Below are 17,616 nucleotides of genomic sequence, written 5' to 3'. Positions count from 1 at the left end.
CCTTTCGGGGATAAGGGATTTCAGTGCTATCGAGTGCGTTCGGGCGGTGGGCGACGCTGCGCGAGTTGCTGTTCGCGCTGCGCGCAGGCGCGGTCGGTGAGCCGTAACCGACTGGCGTAGCCGCGGGCTCGGCTGAGCTGCTCACTGGCGCGCCACAGGTTGCTGTCGGCGCTGGCTAACCACCCCTCCGTGTTCTGGACTGCATAGAGAGGGCTAGTCGGCTCGCCGAGGTCGTCGACATCCAGCGACTGGGGTGAGCGGCTCAGCTCGTAGTAGCGATGCTGGAGATCGAGCAGCTTGGCCTGAAGGTCGGCCAGCTGGTCCTGGACCTCCCCCACCTCCCAGTACAGATCTGACGGGATCGGCAGGATGGTTTCGTCTTCGGGGCTACGGTCAGTCATTTCGCGGGGTCCTTTCAGGGGTAAGGGTTTTCGTGCTATCGGCGCGGGCGGCGGCGGGCGGCGGCACGGGCGCGTGCCTGCTCGAGGTCCGCGGCGAACAGTGGGAATGCCGAGGGGCCCGGCCGTGCGGTCGGCGGGGTGCGATAGTCGGTGTTCTCGCCGGATGGTGCGGTGTTGCCGCGGTTCTCGACGGCTTCTGCTGGGTCCAGTTCGGCGGGCCGTCCGGGCCGTCGACCGCGGGTGAGTGAGGCCCAAAACCGTTGCAGGAAGCGGTGTCCGGCTCGCACGCGTGTGTTGTCACTCATCGCCCGCTCACCACCCGTTCTCAGGGTCGGCGAGATCGGGTCCGGGGAAGTCCGGGTACACGACCTTCTGCGCTGGTGTAACCGTGGCTGGTTCGTCGTCGAGGACTTGATTGCGGACTCTGAAGGGCTCGTAGTAGGCCGTGTTGACGCGGTCGCGGGCCAGATCCATACGCAGCCGCTCGACCCGGGGCATGCCGACCCGTTCGTCGAAGGCGTCGCGGCGCTGGAATTCCTGATAGAGCGCTTCACGGTGCGGATACACCAGGTCGTAATCGGCGTGGCGGTAGATGTGTTCGGCGTGCTCGATCTCGGCGACCAGCTGCCACAGGTCCAGTTCGCGCGGATCGTCGACCGTGTCGACGGTGCCGAGGAGGTCGGGGTTGAAGCCCGCGGCGACCTTGGCGGTGAACTGTGCGTGGTTGCGCTCGTATTCCTCGACTTTGATGCGATACTCGGCGTCGCTGCGGCGGCGTTGTTCGTGCATCCGTGCCAGCTGCGCGCGTTCGGCGCCGGTAAGCCGAGTGGCAGCGATCCGCAGTGCGATGCGGTCCCAGGGGTCGTATTCGACCCACACGAACAGGGCAGCGAACACGCCTACTCCGGCGGCAACGCCGAGCACGATCGGCCCAAAAATGTTGCTATCCATGGTGATTGACTCCCTTTCTGGTTTCACGCCGATGGTGTGACGGGTGAGGTGCGGGTGGTTTCGTGCCGGTCGCGCGCGGCGCTGACGCGGCCGATAAGGCCGTGGGCGAGGGCTGCGAGAGTGGTAAGCACGACGGTCAGCGCGGCGCGCACGCCACCGAACCCTGCGGCGAGGACCTGGCCGAGTGAGGGGCGCAAGGCGGCGTTCCACCACAGGTAAGCCAGCCAACCGGTGCCGTAGACGGCCAGAGGGCCGGTCACGATCAGCGGTTCACCCCAGCCCGCGAACAGAACGGCGGTCACCACAACAGCAGAACCGCCGGCCGCGCCGCGCACGACCCGTCGCCGTGCGATGCGGGCTGCTTGGAGGGCCTCCTCGACGGTGAACGGCTTGTCCCAGTCCTCACTGTCGAGCTCGTCGGTGGCGGGGGCGACCAGCCGCAGGTCCGGACGCTGGGGGGTCGAGGGTGTGGCGTCTTCGGGGTTCGCGGGTGGTGGGACGTTGGCGACGACGTGGGCGAGGTAGTCAGCGAACTCGGCGGCGAGGATGTCACCGATGGGCTTCGGCTCGACCGGCTCCCGTCGCTCGTCGGGGTCGTCGTCGTTGTTGTGGTCATCGGGGTTGTTGCGGATACGCATCGGTGTTGCCTTCCAACAGGTTTCGGATAAATGGGTTCAGGCGACGGCGGTGTCGCCGGAGAGGGACGGTTTGCCGCGGCTGTCTTTGCGGTGGGCGAGGGCTTCCGCGGCGGCTTCGGCGGCGGCTGTGCCGACAAGCGGGGTGAGCTGGTCGCGCACGACCCGCACGATGTGGCCCCAGTCGGCGCGGCGGCCTCGGGCATAGACGAACTCGCCGGTCTCGAGCTGACGCAGCACGTCCGGATCGACGAGCCATTTGTCCCCGACAGTGACTTGGCCTTCGTCGCCGTGGCGCTGCCCTTTGATCAGGTGGCGGGACGGGAGCATCGAGCGCACCGAACCCAGGTGTTTGCACAGGTCCCCGGCGTTCTCGCTGTAGCCCAGGATCACTCCACCCGCGCAGGCTTTGAGCAACCGGTTCAGCGACCAGGAATCGGGGGCGAGTCCTTCGGGGGATTGGGCGGTGACCAGCAGCGCGATTCCCTGGGAGCGACCCCGCTCACATACGTCGGTGAGCCCGATCGCGCCCTTGCTGGTAGTCAGCGCCGAAAGTTCCTCGATGATCAGCGACACCGAACGCCGCTGGTCTCCCGCGGTGCGCCCGGCGCGCTGCATCACCATCCGCAGAATCGCCGCGACCTGAGCGCGGGCGGCGTCCTTGTCCAACCCGGGCACGGTCACATACAGCACGTCGAGGTCGTCGAGGTCCTTGCCGCCGTCGAAGACCATGCGCCCGTTCTGGTCTTGGAGCAGCTCGAACAGGTTCGACGCTTTGATCAACGCGTCGTCGAGCTGGGGGACCTTCTCTTCCTGCATCGCGTCGAGCATCCGTTTGACGTTGCGGTCCCCACCCCACGCATCCAGCAACACCGACTTGTCCAGCCGGGCCAGGAACTCGAGATGCGATTGCGGTGTCCCGATGGGCGCCATGCACACCAAAGACACGATGCGGCGGCGCATTTCGTCGAAGTGCTGGCCTTCGCTGGTGGTGGCCTCACCGGCGTTGAGCAGATCCCCGACGGCGGCACGCTGGTCGCGCGCCGATTGCCCCCGCCACAGCTCCAGCCGGTCCCCGCCTGGCACTACGATGGCGATGCGATGTGGCTCGATTCCCTTGCGCAGGGCGATCTCCCGGATCTCGCGACCCAGCTCGACATCGTCGAGCCCGCCCTTACACGAGATCATCACCTGCAAGGGACGCCGGTACCGGTTACGCATACCGGGGACGTCTTTCCAGGTCTGCCACGCGGTCCACTCGTAGTCGAGCATCCCGGCGAAGTAGCGTTTGATCCCCTCGGTCTTGCCGCTACCGGTGGTGCCGACCCAGGCGATATGGCGGCGGGCCTGTTTGTGGGGGATCACCATCCACTGCTCATGACGCGCGGTCAGCCCGCGCCACAACCCCGGCGTGGCCGCGGTCGTCCGGTTCGCCAACGGCCCCAGCACCACACCCTCGGCCACGGTGTAGGGGGCGCCGCGTTCGGCGGTCTTGGCGGCGCGGGCGAACTGGCGTGCCAGCATCGCCTCGCTGACCCGCTCGGTACGACCGAGGTTCTTCAACCCGACCGTGCGCACTTTGTGCACGAACTTCGCCTGCACATAGGTCGCGGTCAACGCCGCGAACGGCACACCAAGGCCCAGCATCATCCGGATCCCGGCCCAGTCCCCATCGGCGACGCGTTCGGCACCGGACCACAACAACGACAACGGGGTCGCCCACGAACCACCCGCCAACGCCGAGACGGCGGGCAGCAGCAACGCCGCGATGGCGAAATTGCGTAACCGGTGCGGGGTCAGCGGCCAATAGGCCGCGACTGCCACGATCATGACCAGCATCGCGACCACGACCATCCCGCACACCACCGCCGTCTCGGCGTTGTGGATCGGCCCGCTCGGGTCCGGCAGGTCGATACCGTCGAGTTGCTCGATCGGCGGTTTGACCGGGTGCACCTCGATCGGCGCCGGTGTCTGATCGACCGGCGTCGGGGGTGGGGGAGGTGGTGCGGCGCTCGCGGTGCCGAGTGGGTCGCAGTCGGTCGGGGTAAGGATGGGTCGGCAGTTCGGGTTACTCATGAGGCTTCCTTGGAGACGTGAAGTCCGTTGCGGGCGCGGCGTTTCGCGGCCTCGGCGGCGCGGGCTTGGTTGCGGGCGGCGAGGAACTCGGTCCATTCGTCGTCGAAGTCGCCGGTAGCGAACAGCAGCGACAAGCGCGCCAGCTCGGGTGGGAGCCGGTCGTAGGCGGCGTTGACCACATCGGCCACTCGCGCGGTGCGGCACAGATACAGCAGCCCGACTACCGATTCCTCGACGCTGTCGCGGGCGGCCCGCAACGCCCCGGCCAGCGCGACGTCCATCTGTCTGCGGTCTTTCTTCTCGGTCAGCTCGACCTCGAGTGCCCACCAGCCGTGCCGACCCTCGACCTCGCCGAGGAATCGGCCGTCGTGCACATGCGGGCGACCCTCCTTTGGCGCGCGCCCGGTGCTGAACATCAGCTGCCCGGAACGGGTTTCAGTGGCCTCGAGCTCGGCGCGGCGCCGCAAGATCCGTTCCGACACCCACTTCTGCGGGTCCGAGCCGACGAGCATGATCCGTGCTTGGGCCACCGCCCGGTAGTGGTTGGCATACATCAACGGCGGCTTCCATTCCTTGGGCCGCCACCCCAGATACCGCGCCGCGGTCTCGCGCTTCGGATACACCCACGCCCGGCCCGGCTGCACCTCCACCAGCGGATGGATGACACCGCGTTCCACAAGCAAGCTCGCCAGGTCATAGGCGCTGCTCAGGCTGGTGTTGAGGAACCACGCCAGCACATCGACCTGCATCCCGTGCATATCGGTCATCCCGGCCAGCGCCGCGTCCTGGCGGGCGGTGACGGTGGCCCGGTGCGGCGCGGCCAGCACCCGCCCGACCGACCCATAAGGGACGCCGATCTCGTCGGCGACTTCCTGCTTGGTCAAACCCGACGCCCGCAGCGCCGCCGCTTCACCGAGGCATTTCTCCACCCGACGCAGCGAGATACCCAGCGTCTTGCTGATCTGGCCATAGGTCATGCCGGTATCGCGCAACCCGGCAACGATCCGCGGCCGGTAGCGACGCTCCAGCGACGCCCAACGCGCCTGCTTGTCCTTGTGGTTCATCTGCTTCGCTCCCTTCCCTGGCCGCGTTTGGATTGGCGGTGGGCGGTGATCTGCGCGCGGGCTGTCTCGATGACCTCGCGCATGTCGCGGGCGTCGATCCCGCGGCGCTCACACGCATCCACAGACCGCGTCCAACGCGCAAGTTTCAGCGATTCCAGTTGCGCCGCAGAGGGTTTCCGCTTCGGCCGTACTTCGCGCGAGTCGTACAGATACGCCTGCCGCCAGCCCGCACCGCGAACCTGCCCCTCGTACTCACCGACCGGGCGCTTGTTCTCCGCGTCCAGCTGCCGCCACGTCCGCAAATGCTGCGGCGCCAACCCCCACGGCCACGTCGGCAAACCGTGCCGCTCACCGTCCGGATCAAGAAACTTGCTCATCGCGACCGCCGGACCCCACGCGTACGCCGCGGCGCGGCACGAGTCTCGTCCGCGCGGTCCTCGCCCAGCGTGTTATCGAAGCAGCGGTTCCACCCCTCGTCGCTGAGCGAGTTCCGCGCGGACTTGACGTGCTCGAGCTTGGCCAGTTCCGCCGTCGAGTTGGCGAAGTCCTTGCGCTCCATCGACGCCCACGCCGCTTCAGTGATGGGGACAGCACTTTCCGCACCACCGACAACCGCTCTTGTTTGGCGCGCAACCGGGCGGCGTCGTTATCCGGGGTGTTCATCGCGCCACCCCCGGCACCTGCGAGGCAGGGACACACGAACCCGGACGCTCAACCGGCACACCAGCATTGGCCGACCGACAGAGGTTCGGCGAGGGCGTGTACTGCTTGTAGTCCACCCACGCCGCGGTGCAACCAGCCATCGCGATCAGCAGTAGCAACGCGAACGCGGCCAGCCGCAGCATCGGCGGCAACACCCCGAGCGGTGCGTAGACCGCACCAACGCCGGTGAACTCCGGGCCAGCCATCGAATGCAACGGGGTATGACCACGATCGCGGTCGACGTAGACCGTCTGCACATGCCGAGTCGGGGCGTCCCGCAAGTCCCTGCTCACCGCGACCGCCCCCGATCAACCCGCGGCCGACCGGCTAGCTCACGCGTCCTTGCCCGAGCGAACTCCGAGGACACCGGAACCGGTGCACCGCAACGAATCTGCGCGCAATCACCATCGCCATGGAAACGCTCCGATCCCGGACCGTAGACGGAATCGCCGCCGTCTACCTGGCGGGCATCCTGCTCGCGCTGCGGACACTCCCTGATACAGGAAGCGCTGTCCCGAGCCGAGCGCAAGAAGTCGAGAGGGGCGTCCATGTAGGTCTCGTGCACGTACGACAGACGCCTCGCCGTCGCATCGATCTCGGCCGCGTCGAAGCTGTTCGGGAACGGCTCCAACGCCTCGTACCGGGCCTGCAACGCGACAGTCCGCTGCCGCAAACGCTCCTGCTCACCGATGATCGAATCCAACTCAGCCAGCAGAACCGCCGGATCATGCAAAGGCTCGTTCACGCTCATCGCCGAACCCCCCACCGACGACTCGAACGCCACAACGCCAGCGCACCGAGCACCATCACCGTGAAACCAACAACCACGGGATTCGTCAGAATCAGGTAACCGACCGCCACCGCTGCCAGCGACAGGCCGAACGTCCGGGCGCGCATCACAACTCACCGCCTTGGTTTCGACGGTTCCGGCAGCGACGCCGACGCACCTGCGCAGACTTCAGTGCCAGACGTGCGTAATGCGCCTTCTTGGCCTGATCGACGCGATAGGCGCGTTCCTCCGGGCTGAGGAGCCCGTCCGGATCAACAGCCCGCTCGAACTTGCTCAGCATCGCGTTGCGGGCGTTCGCGGTCCGCGCTGAACGATCGGGAGTGCGAGCCCATGATTCGTGAGCAGCCATTTTCGCCTGCAATGTGCGCTCAACGGGGGTGCTCATGCGACACCGCCAGTCTTCAGCGGCTGCGCCAGCTCCAGTAGTTCTCGACGGCTGACGTACAACAGGCGCGGCCCTCTGCGATACCCGCTCAGGAGGTCGAGGCCGATCCACCGCCGGATAGTTTTCGGATGCACCCCGCCGGCGAGCGAGGCCGCTTCGCGAAGAGTGATCAAATCGGCGGGCATATCGCCCGCACTGATATTTGCTCTCATGTGTCACCTCTCGGTGTGAATCGACGGGACTTGTTGGAACACAGTCAGATTCACAGCGACAGATAGGACGCCATCAGCCCCCGGCGGTACTTGTATGGACGTCTTTGGACATCTAAGATGTCTATAGACGTCCCAGAGGGGGAATAGTGACAAACGATCGCTTGCGTGATGCGCTACTGCGGAACGGATGGACCCCTCAATCAGCGGCGGACGCGCTGAAGGTCAGCACGAAGACTGTCGAACGGTGGGTACGAAACGGCCGAATCCCCTACCCGAAGCATCGCTATGAGATCGCAGCTCTCCTCAAGGAATCAGAGACATTTCTCTGGCCCGGCGCGACGACACCAGAAAGGTCAGCGGAGGTCGCCCAATCCGAAGTCGTCGCTGTGTACCCTCATAGGCACGAGATTCCACGTGAGTTGTGGCTCAAGATGTTCGACCAGACGACCGAGCAGCTGGACATCCTTGTTTATGCAGGGATGTTTCTCACGGACGACACAGGACTACTCAAGCAGCTTCAGCAGAAGGCGCGCCGCGGAACCAGTGTTCGGATCATGCTTGGTGATCCCAGCAGCGCCGAGGTAAAGCGGCGGACTGAGGAAGAACAGATCGGCAAGGGCGCCATAGCCGCAAAGATTCGCAATGTGCTGGCGTTCTTCCGCCCGGTCTTCGATGAGCCCGGCATCGAATTCCGGTTGCACAAGACCACGCTGTACAACTCAATTTATCGGTTCGACAGCGAGATGATTGTAAATATGCACGTACACGGCCGTATGGCTCCCCAAGCACCAGCGATGCACATCCGCCAACTGTCCGAGGGTAGCCTTTTCGATGTATACGCCCAGAGCTACAACGACATATGGCGGACGTCGAAGCCGTACGTACCACCACGAGACGATGCGGATGCGTGAATCATGGCCCGTACCGAGTACTACAACGACCCGAACGCTCCCAAGCCGAACAGCATCGTAGTAGCAGCGACAGCGTTCGTCTTGAACGATCACGATCAAGTATTGCTCATCCAACGGAGCGACAACGGCCTGTGGGCGCCTCCCGGAGGCGGGCACGATTTTGGAGAGTCGATCGCCGAAACTGCCGTCAGGGAGACCCTGGAGGAAACAGGCATAGAAATTCAGGTCACAGGCCTCGTCGGGTTATATACAGACCCTCGGCACGTTATGGCGTATTCAAATGGTGAAGTGCGGCAGCAGTTCGCAATCTGCTTCCGTGCAGTACCGACGGGCGGCGATATTCGTACAAGTCGCGAGTCACCGTCCGTCCGATGGGTAGACGAGGGTGATTTAGACTCCCTCGCAATTCACCCGTCGATTCGGCTGCGGATCGATCATGGTTACGCTCGGAACATCGAGCCCTATATCGGCTGAGCGCTCTCGATTTGCTCTTCAGTCCGACGCACCGACTCTACGAGGTCGGGCGTCGCCTGCTGGATAAAATCGAAGACCACGCTTCCGTCGCCGTATCGGCTCAGGATCTCCGCAAGCCTCGTTTCCACCGACACCTCCTCCCCTATCGGATTCGTAGTCATATCGCAGTACCAGAGCGCATCCCGCAGGGCAGACTCTTCGTCCGGGAACCGACCCAGCTCGGCGTCTAGCGACCGAAGGCGCGCTTCTCGGATGGCGCAGGAATGCCGGGCGACAAGCGCGCACAGCCGCGGATCCCATCCCTCCGTGCTCAGGAACTTGGCGCCGTCGAGGGGATGGAAGCCCGTCGCCGCGATTTCCGGCGAATAGCCAATGTCATGGAGCCAGCACGCCGCGACAAGCAGATCTCCGCTATCGCCGAATGCCGGTGCGATCCTCGTGCCCTGCCGTGCCACGCCTGAGACGTGTTTCCAGCGCTTGGGTAGCTGGTCCGCCAGGTACTCCTGCGCCAGCGCTTCAGCCTCGAGAACGATGCGATTACCACCCACGACCAAGACGCTACAGATGAGGGAGCGGGCACGTCTTCAAGCCGATACTGTTGCGGCTCTACAACTCGTCGCCGCGCCTGGTACGACGGCACGTGTCCGCTCCGTCACATAGAGACAGGACGGTCCGACGACATGATCCGGTCGTAGGTGCGACGTGCGCGCGCGTTCCGCGCGCTGGCGCCGTAGCGCGCGAGCATCTGGGGTGATGTCCAACCGTTCAGCTCCATCAAGTCGCCTTCACCGCCGCCGTTGTCGAGCCAGGTGTGCGAGAAGTGGTGCCGGAACTTGTGGGGATGTACGACGACGCCGCACTCGCCCCCACGGCGGACAATCATCTGATAGATGCCGTCGTCGGTCAGCGGGGGCCGGTTGTTTATACCAAGCCACAGCCGCGAGCTCCCGGCGTGCCGGTGCTTCGACCGTAGCCGGATGTACCGGTCGATTGCGCGTGCAGCCTCGAAACCGAACTTACAGCGGCGCTCCTTGCCGCCCTTACCGCGCACCAAAAGCTCGCGGCGGTCGAGATCGATGTCGCTCTCTCCGGGCGAGTCCGGTACGTAGCGGATGTCGGCCATCTCGAACAGCCGGATGCCGGTCGCTTTGAACAGCTCGATGATGCCCTGATCCCGCCGATCAACGAACGTCTTGTGACGACACGTGCGCGACAACGCTGAGAGCTCCTCGACCGTGAACACCGGCACGACCTTCTCTTTGATCCTCGGCGGTCGCATCTTCGCCATCGGGTTCGGTTGCTCCTCCTCCGAGGAGTACCACTTGAAGAACTGTTGCAACGCCCGGTACTGGTTGTTCGCGTAGCTATCCGAGTAGTGCTCTAGGAGCCACGTCATCCACAACTTGACGTCGTCGGCACCGACCTCTGACCAGTCGGTGTGCTCTGTCTCACCGCGCAGGTACGTGCCAGCGAACCATTGAACCGCTTCGATGTAGGTCTTAACCGTCTTCCACGACTTACCCTCGGCGTTCAGATGTAGCTTGAACGACCGGATCTCCGGCTCGAACTGGCCCGCGTCAAGGTTGCGAGGCTGCCTTGTGCGCGACGCGGTCACCCAACGAGCGTAGCAAAGTTTACCGTTGTCCGAGCATTGTTCTCCTCGAACATAAAGGCGCCTCCGACCTGTTCATGCAGGTCGGAGACGCTTGGAGCCCCCTGTCAGGATTGAACTGACGACCTTTCGCTTACAAGGCGAGTGCTCTACCACTGAGCTAAGGAGGCGGGTGCCTGCTGGAAAGCGGTTGCCATCATAGCCGGGCACACCGACTGCGTGACACCGGCTTTACGGCATCACGCAGTCGGCGGTCGTTCGAGTGTCCCGGCGCGGTATTCAGCTACCGCGGTTCAGGACTGGGCGCCCTGACGGGCCGCGTCGTCCGCGGCCATTGCGTCACGCAGGCTCTTCGGACGCATATCCGTCCAGTTCTTCTCGACGTATTCGACGCATGCGGCGCGGCTGTCCTCGCCGAACACGACTCGCCATCCGGCCGGGACCTCCGCGAAGGCAGGCCACAGGGAGTGCTGTTCTTCGTCGTTGACCAGGACGAAGAAGCGGCCGTCCTCATCATCGAAGGGGTTGGTGCTCAATTTCACCTCACTGGATACTGGCGCTATGTACGGGATCGCTCATGGATCGCCCGGCGCCGGTCCGACGAACCGAGGTTCCACGGACTTACGCGCCGTTTGGAGTCCCGAGCGTTGTTTCGACCCTAGCAAGGGAGACGTTACGCCTGGGCGGTTACCTCGGACCGGGAAAACTCAGCTCGCGAAAAAGTCGAGCAGAATCTTGTTCACCGTCTCGGGTCGTTCCAGGTAGCCGAAGTGGCCGGCGTCCGGAACTTCCTGGTAGCGCGCGCCGGGGATGACCTCGGCGATCTCCCTGGACAGATAGGGCGGGATCATCCGGTCGTCGGCGAACCCGACGGCCAGGCACGGCACGGTGATCGCGCGGTAGGCCTGCACCCGTTCGAAGTCGTGGTCCATCCGCCGCTGCGCGCGAATTCCCGGCGTCACCGGGCCACCGGTGAACTCGAACAGGTCCAGCCAGTCGCGGGCCGAGTTCGGCTCGGCCATCGTCGCGGGCGAGAGGTTCATCACCGCGGTCACCGCGGCCTCGTACTTCGCGGGCAGCTTGATCCCGCTGGCGTCGAGTTCGTGTTCGCCGAGCGAGAGCGTCTTCTGGAACTGGTCGAGGCGCCCATGGCCCGCCATGAAGACGGCTTTGCGGACCAGTTCGGGCCGGGCCAGCGCCAGTTCCTGCGCGACCCGGGCGCCCATCGAGGTACCGACCACCAGCGCGGGACCTTCGTCCAGGAACTCGATCAGCGCCGCGGTGTCGGCGACCAGCTCATCGAGGGTCATCCCGGAGGCGGCCTCGTAGGAGGGCGCGATCCCGCGATTGTCGAAGGTGCACACCCGGTATCCGGCGGCGACCAGTGCGGGCACCTGATGCAATTCCCACACTCGTCCGGGGCTGCCGGTGCCCATGATCATGACCACAAGCGGCGCCGAGCCCTTGACATCGGTACCCCGCGCGCGGTCACCTTTGACCTGGTAGTTGAGGGAAATTCCGTTCACCGTGGCCAGCGGCATATCGACCCTTTCGTGGAGTTGATGCTACGTCCCACGGTATAGGGACGGATGGGGTCGGCACACCGGCCGGGGGCCCGTGTGACGCGGGTGCCACCCGGCCTCGGCGGCGCCAGATACCATTGACTATTCGCACGTACGAGCGTAGTGAACCGGGAGGACTTGAAGATGGCCGCGAAGGGCAGCGCGAACGACATCGCGGACGACGATCTGGAACCACTCGCCGACGAAACCGCGCGTCAGGCGCAGCGCGTTGTCGCGGCCTACGCCGAGGACGCCGACGAGTGCCGGATGCTGTTGTCGATGCTCGGCATCGGACCGAGCTCCCGGGGCGAATAAAGCAAGCCTTTCGACGCCAACGGCGACGTCGACACCAGATTTCCTGGGGGACCCAGCGACGCGCAAAGGATGCGTGAGTGGACCAGATGACTTCGTCCGACGACTCCGAGCCCGCCCTAGACACACCGACCGACGAGAGCACGAAGACACCCACCGGCCCGGCCGAAGCCGGCTCCGGCTTCGTCGTCGTGGCCAACCGACTGCCCGTCGACCTCGAACGCCTGCCCGATGGCACGACCCGCTGGAAACGCAGCCCCGGCGGTCTGGTCACCGCGCTGGAGCCGGTGCTGCGCAACAACAAAGGCGCCTGGGTCGGCTGGGCGGGGGTCCCCGACGCGGACGTCGATCCGATCATCGAGGACGGCCTCGAACTGCATCCGGTGCCGCTGTCCGCGGATGAGGTGGCCGACTACTACGAAGGCTTCTCCAACGGAACGCTCTGGCCGCTCTACCACGATGTGATCGTGCGCCCGGTCTACGACCGCAAGTGGTGGGCCGCCTACGTCACTGTGAACCGCCGCTTCGCCGAGGCGACCGCGAAGGTGGCTGCCGAGGGCGCCACCGTGTGGGTGCAGGACTACCAGTTGCAGCTGGTGCCGAAGATGCTGCGGATGCTGCGACCCGATCTGACCATCGGTTTCTTCCTGCATATCCCGTTCCCGCCGGTCGAGCTGTTCATGCAGATGCCGTGGCGCACCGAGATCGTCGAAGGGCTGCTCGGCGCCGACCTGATCGGCTTCCATCTGCCCGGCGGCGCGCAGAACTTCCTGTACCTGGCCCGCCGGCTGGCCGGTCAGCCGACCTCGCGCGGCACCGTCGGCGTGCGCTCCAAGCTCGGCGTCGTGCAGGTCGGGTTCCGCACGGTCCGGGTCGGCGCGTTCCCGATCTCGATCTCCTCGGCCGAACTCGACGAGCACTCGCGGCGCCGCTCGATCCGCGAGCGGGCCACGAAAATCCGTGCGGAACTGGGTAATCCGAAGAACATCCTGCTCGGCGTCGACCGCTTGGACTACACCAAGGGCATCGACATCCGGCTCAACGCGCTGGAGGAGTTGCTGCTGGACGGCCGAGTCGATCCGTCCGAGACCGTCATGGTCCAGCTGGCCACTCCGAGTCGGGAGCGGGTGGAGAGCTATATCCAGATGCGCGGCGACATCGAGCGCCAGGTCGGCCGGATCAACGGTGAGTTCGCCAGGGTCGGCTACCCGGTGGTGCACTATCTGCACCGCCCGATCCCCCGCGACGAGCTGATCGCGTTCTTCGTGGCCGCCGACGTGATGCTGGTGACGCCGCTGCGCGACGGTATGAACCTGGTCGCCAAGGAGTACGTCGCCTGTCACAGCGGCCTCAACGGCGCGCTGGTGCTCAGCGAATTCACCGGTGCCGCAGCCGAACTGCGCCAGGCATACCTGTGCAACCCGCACGACCTGGACAGCGTCAAGGACGCCATCGTCTCCGCCGTGGAAGACGATCGCGACACCAAACGCCGCCGCATGCGCTCACTGCGCCGCCAGGTCCTCGCCCACGACGTGGACCGCTGGGCCCGCGCCTTCCTCGAGGCACTGGCCCAGGGCCAGGTCGCGGGCAGCGCCCTGCTCACCGACGACGACGTATACCCGGAGGACAGGCAACCCACCCGCTGAAATCGCAGCTCTACGGCCCTGAACGACTACCACGCGCGAGTCTTACGAGCGCCGTTCGCGGACCGTCTCGCGTCCGAGCGGCCGAAGCGCACGCGCCGCAGGCGCAAGTCTCGGCCGCTCGGACGCGAGGCCCACCCGTCGCCCGACCACCGCCCCTCACCGAATCGCTACGCGATGCTGAACTTCAGGGGCCGCGAACACGCCGCGCCCGCGCGGCCGAATACACAGGAATCACCCAGGGTTGGTCCAGCAAGTTCGCAGGCGGATAGCGGACCATGAAGCCATGAGTGGTGCGCCTGCGGAGCAGGCACCCGAGGCGCGGGTGCTGGTGGTCGACGACGAGCCGATGATCGTGGAGCTGCTCGCGGTGAGTTTGCGCTACCAGGGCTTCGCCGTGGACACCGCCGCCGACGGGGCGCAGGCACTGGACAAGGCGCGCAGTTTCCGACCGCAGGCGCTGATCGTCGATGTGATGATGCCGGGCATGGACGGCTTCGGCTTGCTGCGCCGCCTGCGGGCGGACGGCATCGATGCGCCCGTGCTGTTCCTGACCGCGCGCGACGAGGTGCAGGACAAGATCACCGGCCTCACCCTCGGCGCCGACGACTACGTCACCAAGCCGTTCAGCCTGGAGGAGGTGGTCGCCCGGTTGCGGGTGATCCTGCGGCGCGCCGGGCACACCGCACCGGAGCGGGAGAGTTCTCGAATCCGGTTCGAGGACATCGAACTCGACGACGACACCCACGAGGTGTGGAAGGCGGGCGAGCCGGTTGCCTTGTCCCCCACCGAGTTCACGCTGCTGCGCTACTTCATGGTCAACGCGGGCACCGTGCTGAGCAAGCCGCGCATCCTGGATCACGTGTGGCGCTACGACTTCGGCGGCGAGGTCGGCGTCGTCGAAACCTACGTCTCGTATCTGCGCAAGAAGGTCGACACCGGCGACGAGCGCCTCATCCACACCCTGCGCGGCGTCGGTTACGTCATGCGCGCACCGAGCCGCAGCCGGTCGGCCGGGAAATGAGCGGGGGGCGGATCGCGACGATCCGCACCAAGATTTCCGACGTGCTGTCGGCGATCCCGTTGCGGGTGACGCTGATGGTGGTGCTGGTCCTGACCGCCGGGCTCGGGCTGTTGATCTCCGGGATGGTGGTCACCTCCAGCCTGGAGCAGTCGCTGACCGACCGCACCGACCAGCAGCTGCGCGAAGGCGTGCTGGAATGGTCGCGGCGGGCGCGGATCCAACCGCCGCCGGTGCCGCCGCCGGATCCGCGGCATGCGCCGAGCCAGTTCTACGTCCGCTCGGTGGGGACGACGGACGGACCGACCTTCTTCCTCAACGCGTTCGGCGTGGATGCCCAACCCGACCTGCCGGCTGCACCCGGCCCCGTCCCGGTGACCGTCGGTTCGGTCGGTGGCGGGCCGATCGAGTGGCGCGCGTTGACCCTGCGCACCCCGGACCGCATCACCACTGTGGCACTGCCGTTGAACCAGAACAATGACACGGTCAATCGGTTGATCATGCTGCAACTCGTCGTGGGGTTGGTCGTGCTCGCCGCACTCGCGGTGGTCGCCTACTTCGTTATCCGGCGCAGCCTGCGTCCGCTGCGCCGGGTGGAGAATATCGCCGCCGCCATCGCCCGCGGCGAGATGTATCGCCGAGTTCCGGTGCGCGGCAACAACACCGAGGTCGATCGCCTGTCCCAATCGTTGAACGGCATGCTGGCCCAGATCCAGCAGGCGTTCGCGAAGACCGAGGCGTCCGAAGCGGCCGCGAAGAGTTCGGAGGCGAACATGCGCAGGTTCATCGCCGACGCCAGCCACGAACTGCGCACCCCGCTCACCACCATCCGCGGCTTCGCCGAGCTCTATCGCCAGGGCGCCACCACCGACCCCGACCTCTTCATGGACCGCATCGAACGCGAATCCCAGCGGATGGGCATCCTCGTCGAGGACCTGCTGATGCTGGCCCGCCTCGATGCCCAACGCCCGTTGGAACAGGGCCAGGTCGATCTGCTGGCGGTGGCCAGCGATGCCGTGCACAGTGCCCGCGCCATGGCGGCGGCCGCCGACCCGGACGCGCCCCGTCGCCGCATTCAACTCGAAATTCGTTCTGGTGAAGGCACATTGGAGGTAATTGGCGACGAGACCCGACTCCGGCAGGTCCTGACGAACCTGCTCAACAACGCGCTCACGCACACCCCGGCCGACGCCTCGGTCACCGTGCGCCTCACTCCGGCCGACGACGAAGTGCTGCTCGAGGTCGCCGATACCGGCCCCGGGCTACCTCCCGAGGAAGCCGACCGCATCTTCGAACGCTTCTACCGCACCGACAGCTCCCGCACCCGCGCCAGCGGCGGCACCGGCCTCGGCCTGTCCATCGTGCAAGCCTTGGTCACCGCGCACGGCGGCACGGTGAACGTGCGCAGCGTCGAAGGCGAAGGAACCACCTTCACCGTCCGACTGCCGCGCGAACACGCTGCGTGACAGTCTCTTTCGTCAGACCGGCGTAACCTGGTCGACCAGCCAGCGGTCGCCGTCCTTGTCCAGGGTGGCCCGGACGCGGCTGCCGGTGGTGGTGCCCTCGGGGGAATCCTTGCTGGTGGTCACCTGATTCAGGAACAGCAGGACCACCACGTGGGACTTGTCGGCAGAGACGACACCGCCCGCCTGGGTGGTGGCCTTGACGGAGAGTTGCTTGTCCTTGGCGCCCGGGGCGATGGCCTGCTCGATCAGCTTCAGGTAGTCGTCGCGGAACTTCGGCGAGAGGTTGTCGGCCGCCTTGGGCAGTTCGGTGTCCACCGTCCGGTAGTCGTAGGTGAACATCGCCGAGACCGTGCGGTCGGCGGCGGTCAGCGCGTCCTTGCGCGCCTGCTCGGCTCGTTTGTCGTCCCAGATCCGGAAGCCGCTGACGCCCAACACGATCAAGGCCGCGAGGGTGACCACGCTCAGTGCCGCCAGCAGGATCTTGCCACGCGTTTTCATGCCACGAACTCCACCTTGGATACGGACAGCCCGGAGTCGCCGCGGCTCACGGTCACCCGGAAGCGGTAGAACCGCGTCTGCGGTCCCTCCTGTCCGGCGTTGGTCAGCGTCTGCTTGGCGGCCACCAGCACCTTCGCGGAGTCCTTGTCGTCGCTCTCCACCGCCGCCTCGACGATCTCGCCGTGCGAGACGACCTTGGCCTGCTGCACGATGTTCATGAACGGGTCGACCCGGCCGTCGAATTCGTTCTTGAACTGGCCGGAGGCCACCGCGAGGATCCGGTCGATGTCTTCCTTGGCCGAATCGGCGCGGATGGTGGTGAGATTCAGGATGGCCTGCCGGGCGGTCTGCACGTACTCGGTGCGGCGGGCGTCGCGGGTGTCGATCGAGTGCGCCTGTACCGCGGCGAGGCCCGCACCGGCCAACAGTGCGAGGACCAAGACCGCGGCGGCGGCCATGGCGGCGATGCGCCCGGCCCCGACCCGATTCTTCGGCTCCGGCGAGTCCTGTGCGTCGGCGTCCTGCTCGTCGGCAGGTGGCACGGTCGGCGTCTTGCCGAGGTCGACTGTCTTGCCCCCCACCGCCACGGGTTCGGCCACGTCGTCGGTCCGCGCCGCGCCGCTCGCATCCGGTGCGGCAGCGGCCACCTTTTCAGCGTCGGTGTCCGACTGCGCGGCCGCGGCACTCTGCTCGGTGCCGGGCTGCTGTTCCGGTGCCGCGGCACTCGCCTGCCCAGCGCCCGCGCTGACGGTCGGAACCGACGTCACACCGAGGCTCGCCGTCTCCTCGGCCGGTGGCCCGACCGAGCGCACCGCACGTCGTCGCGTGCGGCGGTGACCAGTGTTGCTATCGCTCATGACTGCGCCTCGCTGGCGCTCGGCTCCGTCATGCGCAATGCGCG

24 protein-coding genes and 1 tRNA gene are annotated in these 17,616 nt (G+C 66.1%); 6 read left to right on the top strand and 19 right to left on the bottom strand.

Annotated elements, in window-relative coordinates; all coding sequences use genetic code 11:
* Window positions 1-26 precede the first annotated feature (26 nt).
* The 12 genes from ACFK0J_RS04085 to ACFK0J_RS04030 form a co-directional block, all read right to left on the bottom strand.
* A complete protein-coding gene (locus tag ACFK0J_RS04085) occupies window positions 27-401 on the bottom strand; it encodes a hypothetical protein (RefSeq protein WP_378736698.1) in 375 nt (124 codons plus the stop codon).
* Between the two features lie 35 nt (window positions 402-436).
* Window positions 437-706 (bottom strand): hypothetical protein, encoded by a 270-nt coding sequence (locus tag ACFK0J_RS04080; RefSeq protein ID WP_378736696.1) that lies wholly within the window; start codon window positions 704-706, stop codon window positions 437-439.
* Window positions 707-713: 7 nt separating this feature from the next.
* On the bottom strand, window positions 714-1,352 hold the full coding sequence (locus tag ACFK0J_RS04075) for a hypothetical protein (RefSeq protein WP_378736694.1): 639 nt from the start codon (window positions 1,350-1,352) through the stop codon (window positions 714-716).
* Window positions 1,353-1,375: 23 nt separating this feature from the next.
* Window positions 1,376-1,990, bottom strand: a complete 615-nt coding sequence (locus ACFK0J_RS04070; protein ID WP_378736692.1) for a hypothetical protein — start codon at window positions 1,988-1,990, stop codon at window positions 1,376-1,378.
* Window positions 1,991-2,026: 36 nt separating this feature from the next.
* Complete coding sequence (locus ACFK0J_RS04065) at window positions 2,027-4,063, bottom strand: hypothetical protein (protein ID WP_378736691.1); 2,037 nt, start codon at window positions 4,061-4,063, stop codon at window positions 2,027-2,029.
* On the bottom strand, window positions 4,060-5,127 hold the full coding sequence (locus ACFK0J_RS04060; RefSeq protein ID WP_378736689.1) for a hypothetical protein: 1,068 nt from the start codon (window positions 5,125-5,127) through the stop codon (window positions 4,060-4,062). Before ACFK0J_RS04060 ends, ACFK0J_RS04065 begins: the two co-directional genes overlap by 4 nt.
* Window positions 5,124-5,504, bottom strand: coding sequence for a hypothetical protein (locus ACFK0J_RS04055; RefSeq protein ID WP_378736687.1), 381 nt, complete (start codon window positions 5,502-5,504; stop codon window positions 5,124-5,126). The genes ACFK0J_RS04060 and ACFK0J_RS04055 overlap by 4 nt, the downstream gene beginning before the upstream one ends.
* Window positions 5,501-5,686 carry a hypothetical protein gene (locus tag ACFK0J_RS04050; RefSeq protein ID WP_378736686.1) on the bottom strand — a complete coding sequence of 62 codons (186 nt, stop codon included), beginning with the start codon at window positions 5,684-5,686 and terminating at the stop codon, window positions 5,501-5,503. Before ACFK0J_RS04050 ends, ACFK0J_RS04055 begins: the two co-directional genes overlap by 4 nt.
* Before the next feature lie 100 nt (window positions 5,687-5,786).
* A complete protein-coding gene (locus tag ACFK0J_RS04045) occupies window positions 5,787-6,122 on the bottom strand; it encodes a hypothetical protein (protein WP_378736684.1) in 336 nt (111 codons plus the stop codon).
* A complete protein-coding gene (locus ACFK0J_RS04040) occupies window positions 6,119-6,580 on the bottom strand; it encodes a hypothetical protein (RefSeq protein WP_378736682.1) in 462 nt (153 codons plus the stop codon). Before ACFK0J_RS04040 ends, ACFK0J_RS04045 begins: the two co-directional genes overlap by 4 nt.
* Window positions 6,581-6,725: 145 nt before the next feature.
* Window positions 6,726-7,004: a hypothetical protein gene (locus ACFK0J_RS04035; RefSeq protein WP_378736680.1), complete on the bottom strand. Its 279-nt coding sequence runs from the start codon at window positions 7,002-7,004 to the stop codon at window positions 6,726-6,728.
* Complete coding sequence (locus ACFK0J_RS04030) at window positions 7,001-7,216, bottom strand: DNA-binding protein (protein ID WP_378736678.1); 216 nt, start codon at window positions 7,214-7,216, stop codon at window positions 7,001-7,003. The genes ACFK0J_RS04035 and ACFK0J_RS04030 overlap by 4 nt, the downstream gene beginning before the upstream one ends.
* A 146-nt stretch (window positions 7,217-7,362) precedes the next feature.
* Here ACFK0J_RS04030 and ACFK0J_RS04025 point away from each other — a divergent pair, with 146 nt between their 5' ends.
* Both ACFK0J_RS04025 and ACFK0J_RS04020 read left to right on the top strand, forming a co-directional pair.
* Window positions 7,363-8,127, top strand: coding sequence for an XRE family transcriptional regulator (locus ACFK0J_RS04025; RefSeq protein WP_378736676.1), 765 nt, complete (start codon window positions 7,363-7,365; stop codon window positions 8,125-8,127).
* 3 nt (window positions 8,128-8,130) lie between these two features.
* Window positions 8,131-8,601 (top strand): NUDIX hydrolase, encoded by a 471-nt coding sequence (locus ACFK0J_RS04020; protein WP_378736674.1) that lies wholly within the window; start codon window positions 8,131-8,133, stop codon window positions 8,599-8,601.
* Here the strand turns inward: ACFK0J_RS04020 and ACFK0J_RS04015 are convergent.
* From ACFK0J_RS04015 to ACFK0J_RS03995, 5 genes are all read right to left on the bottom strand, one after another.
* A complete protein-coding gene (locus tag ACFK0J_RS04015; protein ID WP_378736672.1) occupies window positions 8,589-9,149 on the bottom strand; it encodes an HD domain-containing protein in 561 nt (186 codons plus the stop codon). The genes ACFK0J_RS04020 and ACFK0J_RS04015 overlap by 13 nt on opposite strands.
* 104 nt (window positions 9,150-9,253) lie before the next feature.
* Window positions 9,254-10,216, bottom strand: coding sequence for a tyrosine-type recombinase/integrase (locus ACFK0J_RS04010; protein ID WP_378736670.1), 963 nt, complete (start codon window positions 10,214-10,216; stop codon window positions 9,254-9,256).
* Between the two features lie 92 nt (window positions 10,217-10,308).
* A tRNA-Thr gene (locus ACFK0J_RS04005) sits at window positions 10,309-10,383 on the bottom strand.
* 123 nt (window positions 10,384-10,506) lie between these two features.
* Window positions 10,507-10,749 carry an MbtH family protein gene (locus ACFK0J_RS04000; RefSeq protein ID WP_011207082.1) on the bottom strand — a complete coding sequence of 81 codons (243 nt, stop codon included), beginning with the start codon at window positions 10,747-10,749 and terminating at the stop codon, window positions 10,507-10,509.
* A 171-nt stretch (window positions 10,750-10,920) separates the two neighbouring features.
* Window positions 10,921-11,754: an alpha/beta fold hydrolase gene (locus tag ACFK0J_RS03995; protein WP_378736668.1), complete on the bottom strand. Its 834-nt coding sequence runs from the start codon at window positions 11,752-11,754 to the stop codon at window positions 10,921-10,923.
* Window positions 11,755-11,919: 165 nt separating this feature from the next.
* On the opposite strand from ACFK0J_RS03995, the gene ACFK0J_RS03990 reads away from it, so the two are divergent.
* The 4 genes from ACFK0J_RS03990 (at window position 11,920) to ACFK0J_RS03975 (ending at window position 16,217) form a co-directional block, all read left to right on the top strand.
* Entirely contained in the window at window positions 11,920-12,090 is a 171-nt protein-coding gene (locus ACFK0J_RS03990) for a hypothetical protein (protein WP_218473316.1), read from the top strand.
* A gap of 86 nt (window positions 12,091-12,176) precedes the next feature.
* On the top strand, window positions 12,177-13,733 hold the full coding sequence (locus tag ACFK0J_RS03985) for a trehalose-6-phosphate synthase (RefSeq protein ID WP_378742617.1): 1,557 nt from the start codon (window positions 12,177-12,179) through the stop codon (window positions 13,731-13,733).
* Between the two features lie 283 nt (window positions 13,734-14,016).
* Window positions 14,017-14,754: a response regulator transcription factor gene (locus tag ACFK0J_RS03980; protein ID WP_218473314.1), complete on the top strand. Its 738-nt coding sequence runs from the start codon at window positions 14,017-14,019 to the stop codon at window positions 14,752-14,754.
* Entirely contained in the window at window positions 14,751-16,217 is a 1,467-nt protein-coding gene (locus ACFK0J_RS03975; protein ID WP_378736666.1) for a sensor histidine kinase, read from the top strand. Before ACFK0J_RS03980 ends, ACFK0J_RS03975 begins: the two co-directional genes overlap by 4 nt.
* A gap of 12 nt (window positions 16,218-16,229) precedes the next feature.
* Here the strand turns inward: ACFK0J_RS03975 and ACFK0J_RS03970 are convergent, their stop codons facing one another.
* On the bottom strand, window positions 16,230-16,715 hold the full coding sequence (locus ACFK0J_RS03970) for a h domain protein (RefSeq protein ID WP_378736664.1): 486 nt from the start codon (window positions 16,713-16,715) through the stop codon (window positions 16,230-16,232).
* Window positions 16,712-17,572, bottom strand: coding sequence for a hypothetical protein (locus ACFK0J_RS03965; protein ID WP_378736662.1), 861 nt, complete (start codon window positions 17,570-17,572; stop codon window positions 16,712-16,714). The genes ACFK0J_RS03970 and ACFK0J_RS03965 overlap by 4 nt, the downstream gene beginning before the upstream one ends.
* Window positions 17,573-17,616 lie beyond the last annotated feature (44 nt).

The organism is Nocardia brasiliensis (genome assembly GCF_042691675.1).
Lineage (GTDB): Bacteria > Actinomycetota > Actinomycetes > Mycobacteriales > Mycobacteriaceae > Nocardia > Nocardia brasiliensis_D.
Note: the sequence above shows the minus strand (reverse complement) of the source record. Positions and strands in the feature narration are given on the sequence as shown.

Excerpts from the sequence above, each read along its gene's own strand:
- ACFK0J_RS03980 (WP_218473314.1), top strand. The coding sequence starts at position 14,017 with ATGAGTGGTGCGCCTGCGGAGCAGGCACCCGAGGCGCGGGTGCTGGTG.
- ACFK0J_RS03965 (WP_378736662.1), bottom strand. The coding sequence starts at position 17,572 with ATGAGCGATAGCAACACTGGTCACCGCCGCACGCGACGACGTGCGGTG.
- ACFK0J_RS04070 (WP_378736692.1), bottom strand. The coding sequence starts at position 1,990 with ATGCGTATCCGCAACAACCCCGATGACCACAACAACGACGACGACCCC.
- ACFK0J_RS03995 (WP_378736668.1), bottom strand. The coding sequence starts at position 11,754 with ATGCCGCTGGCCACGGTGAACGGAATTTCCCTCAACTACCAGGTCAAA.
- ACFK0J_RS04085 (WP_378736698.1), bottom strand. The coding sequence starts at position 401 with ATGACTGACCGTAGCCCCGAAGACGAAACCATCCTGCCGATCCCGTCA.
- ACFK0J_RS04060 (WP_378736689.1), bottom strand. The coding sequence starts at position 5,127 with ATGAACCACAAGGACAAGCAGGCGCGTTGGGCGTCGCTGGAGCGTCGC.
- ACFK0J_RS04050 (WP_378736686.1), bottom strand. The coding sequence starts at position 5,686 with ATGGAGCGCAAGGACTTCGCCAACTCGACGGCGGAACTGGCCAAGCTC.
- ACFK0J_RS04065 (WP_378736691.1), bottom strand. The coding sequence starts at position 4,063 with ATGAGTAACCCGAACTGCCGACCCATCCTTACCCCGACCGACTGCGAC.
- ACFK0J_RS04075 (WP_378736694.1), bottom strand. The coding sequence starts at position 1,352 with ATGGATAGCAACATTTTTGGGCCGATCGTGCTCGGCGTTGCCGCCGGA.
- ACFK0J_RS04040 (WP_378736682.1), bottom strand. The coding sequence starts at position 6,580 with ATGAGCGTGAACGAGCCTTTGCATGATCCGGCGGTTCTGCTGGCTGAG.
- ACFK0J_RS03990 (WP_218473316.1), top strand. The coding sequence starts at position 11,920 with ATGGCCGCGAAGGGCAGCGCGAACGACATCGCGGACGACGATCTGGAA.
- ACFK0J_RS03985 (WP_378742617.1), top strand. The coding sequence starts at position 12,177 with ATGACTTCGTCCGACGACTCCGAGCCCGCCCTAGACACACCGACCGAC.
- ACFK0J_RS04030 (WP_378736678.1), bottom strand. The coding sequence starts at position 7,216 with ATGAGAGCAAATATCAGTGCGGGCGATATGCCCGCCGATTTGATCACT.
- ACFK0J_RS03975 (WP_378736666.1), top strand. The coding sequence starts at position 14,751 with ATGAGCGGGGGGCGGATCGCGACGATCCGCACCAAGATTTCCGACGTG.
- ACFK0J_RS04020 (WP_378736674.1), top strand. The coding sequence starts at position 8,131 with ATGGCCCGTACCGAGTACTACAACGACCCGAACGCTCCCAAGCCGAAC.
- ACFK0J_RS04035 (WP_378736680.1), bottom strand. The coding sequence starts at position 7,004 with ATGAGCACCCCCGTTGAGCGCACATTGCAGGCGAAAATGGCTGCTCAC.
- ACFK0J_RS04055 (WP_378736687.1), bottom strand. The coding sequence starts at position 5,504 with ATGAGCAAGTTTCTTGATCCGGACGGTGAGCGGCACGGTTTGCCGACG.
- ACFK0J_RS03970 (WP_378736664.1), bottom strand. The coding sequence starts at position 16,715 with ATGAAAACGCGTGGCAAGATCCTGCTGGCGGCACTGAGCGTGGTCACC.
- ACFK0J_RS04080 (WP_378736696.1), bottom strand. The coding sequence starts at position 706 with ATGAGTGACAACACACGCGTGCGAGCCGGACACCGCTTCCTGCAACGG.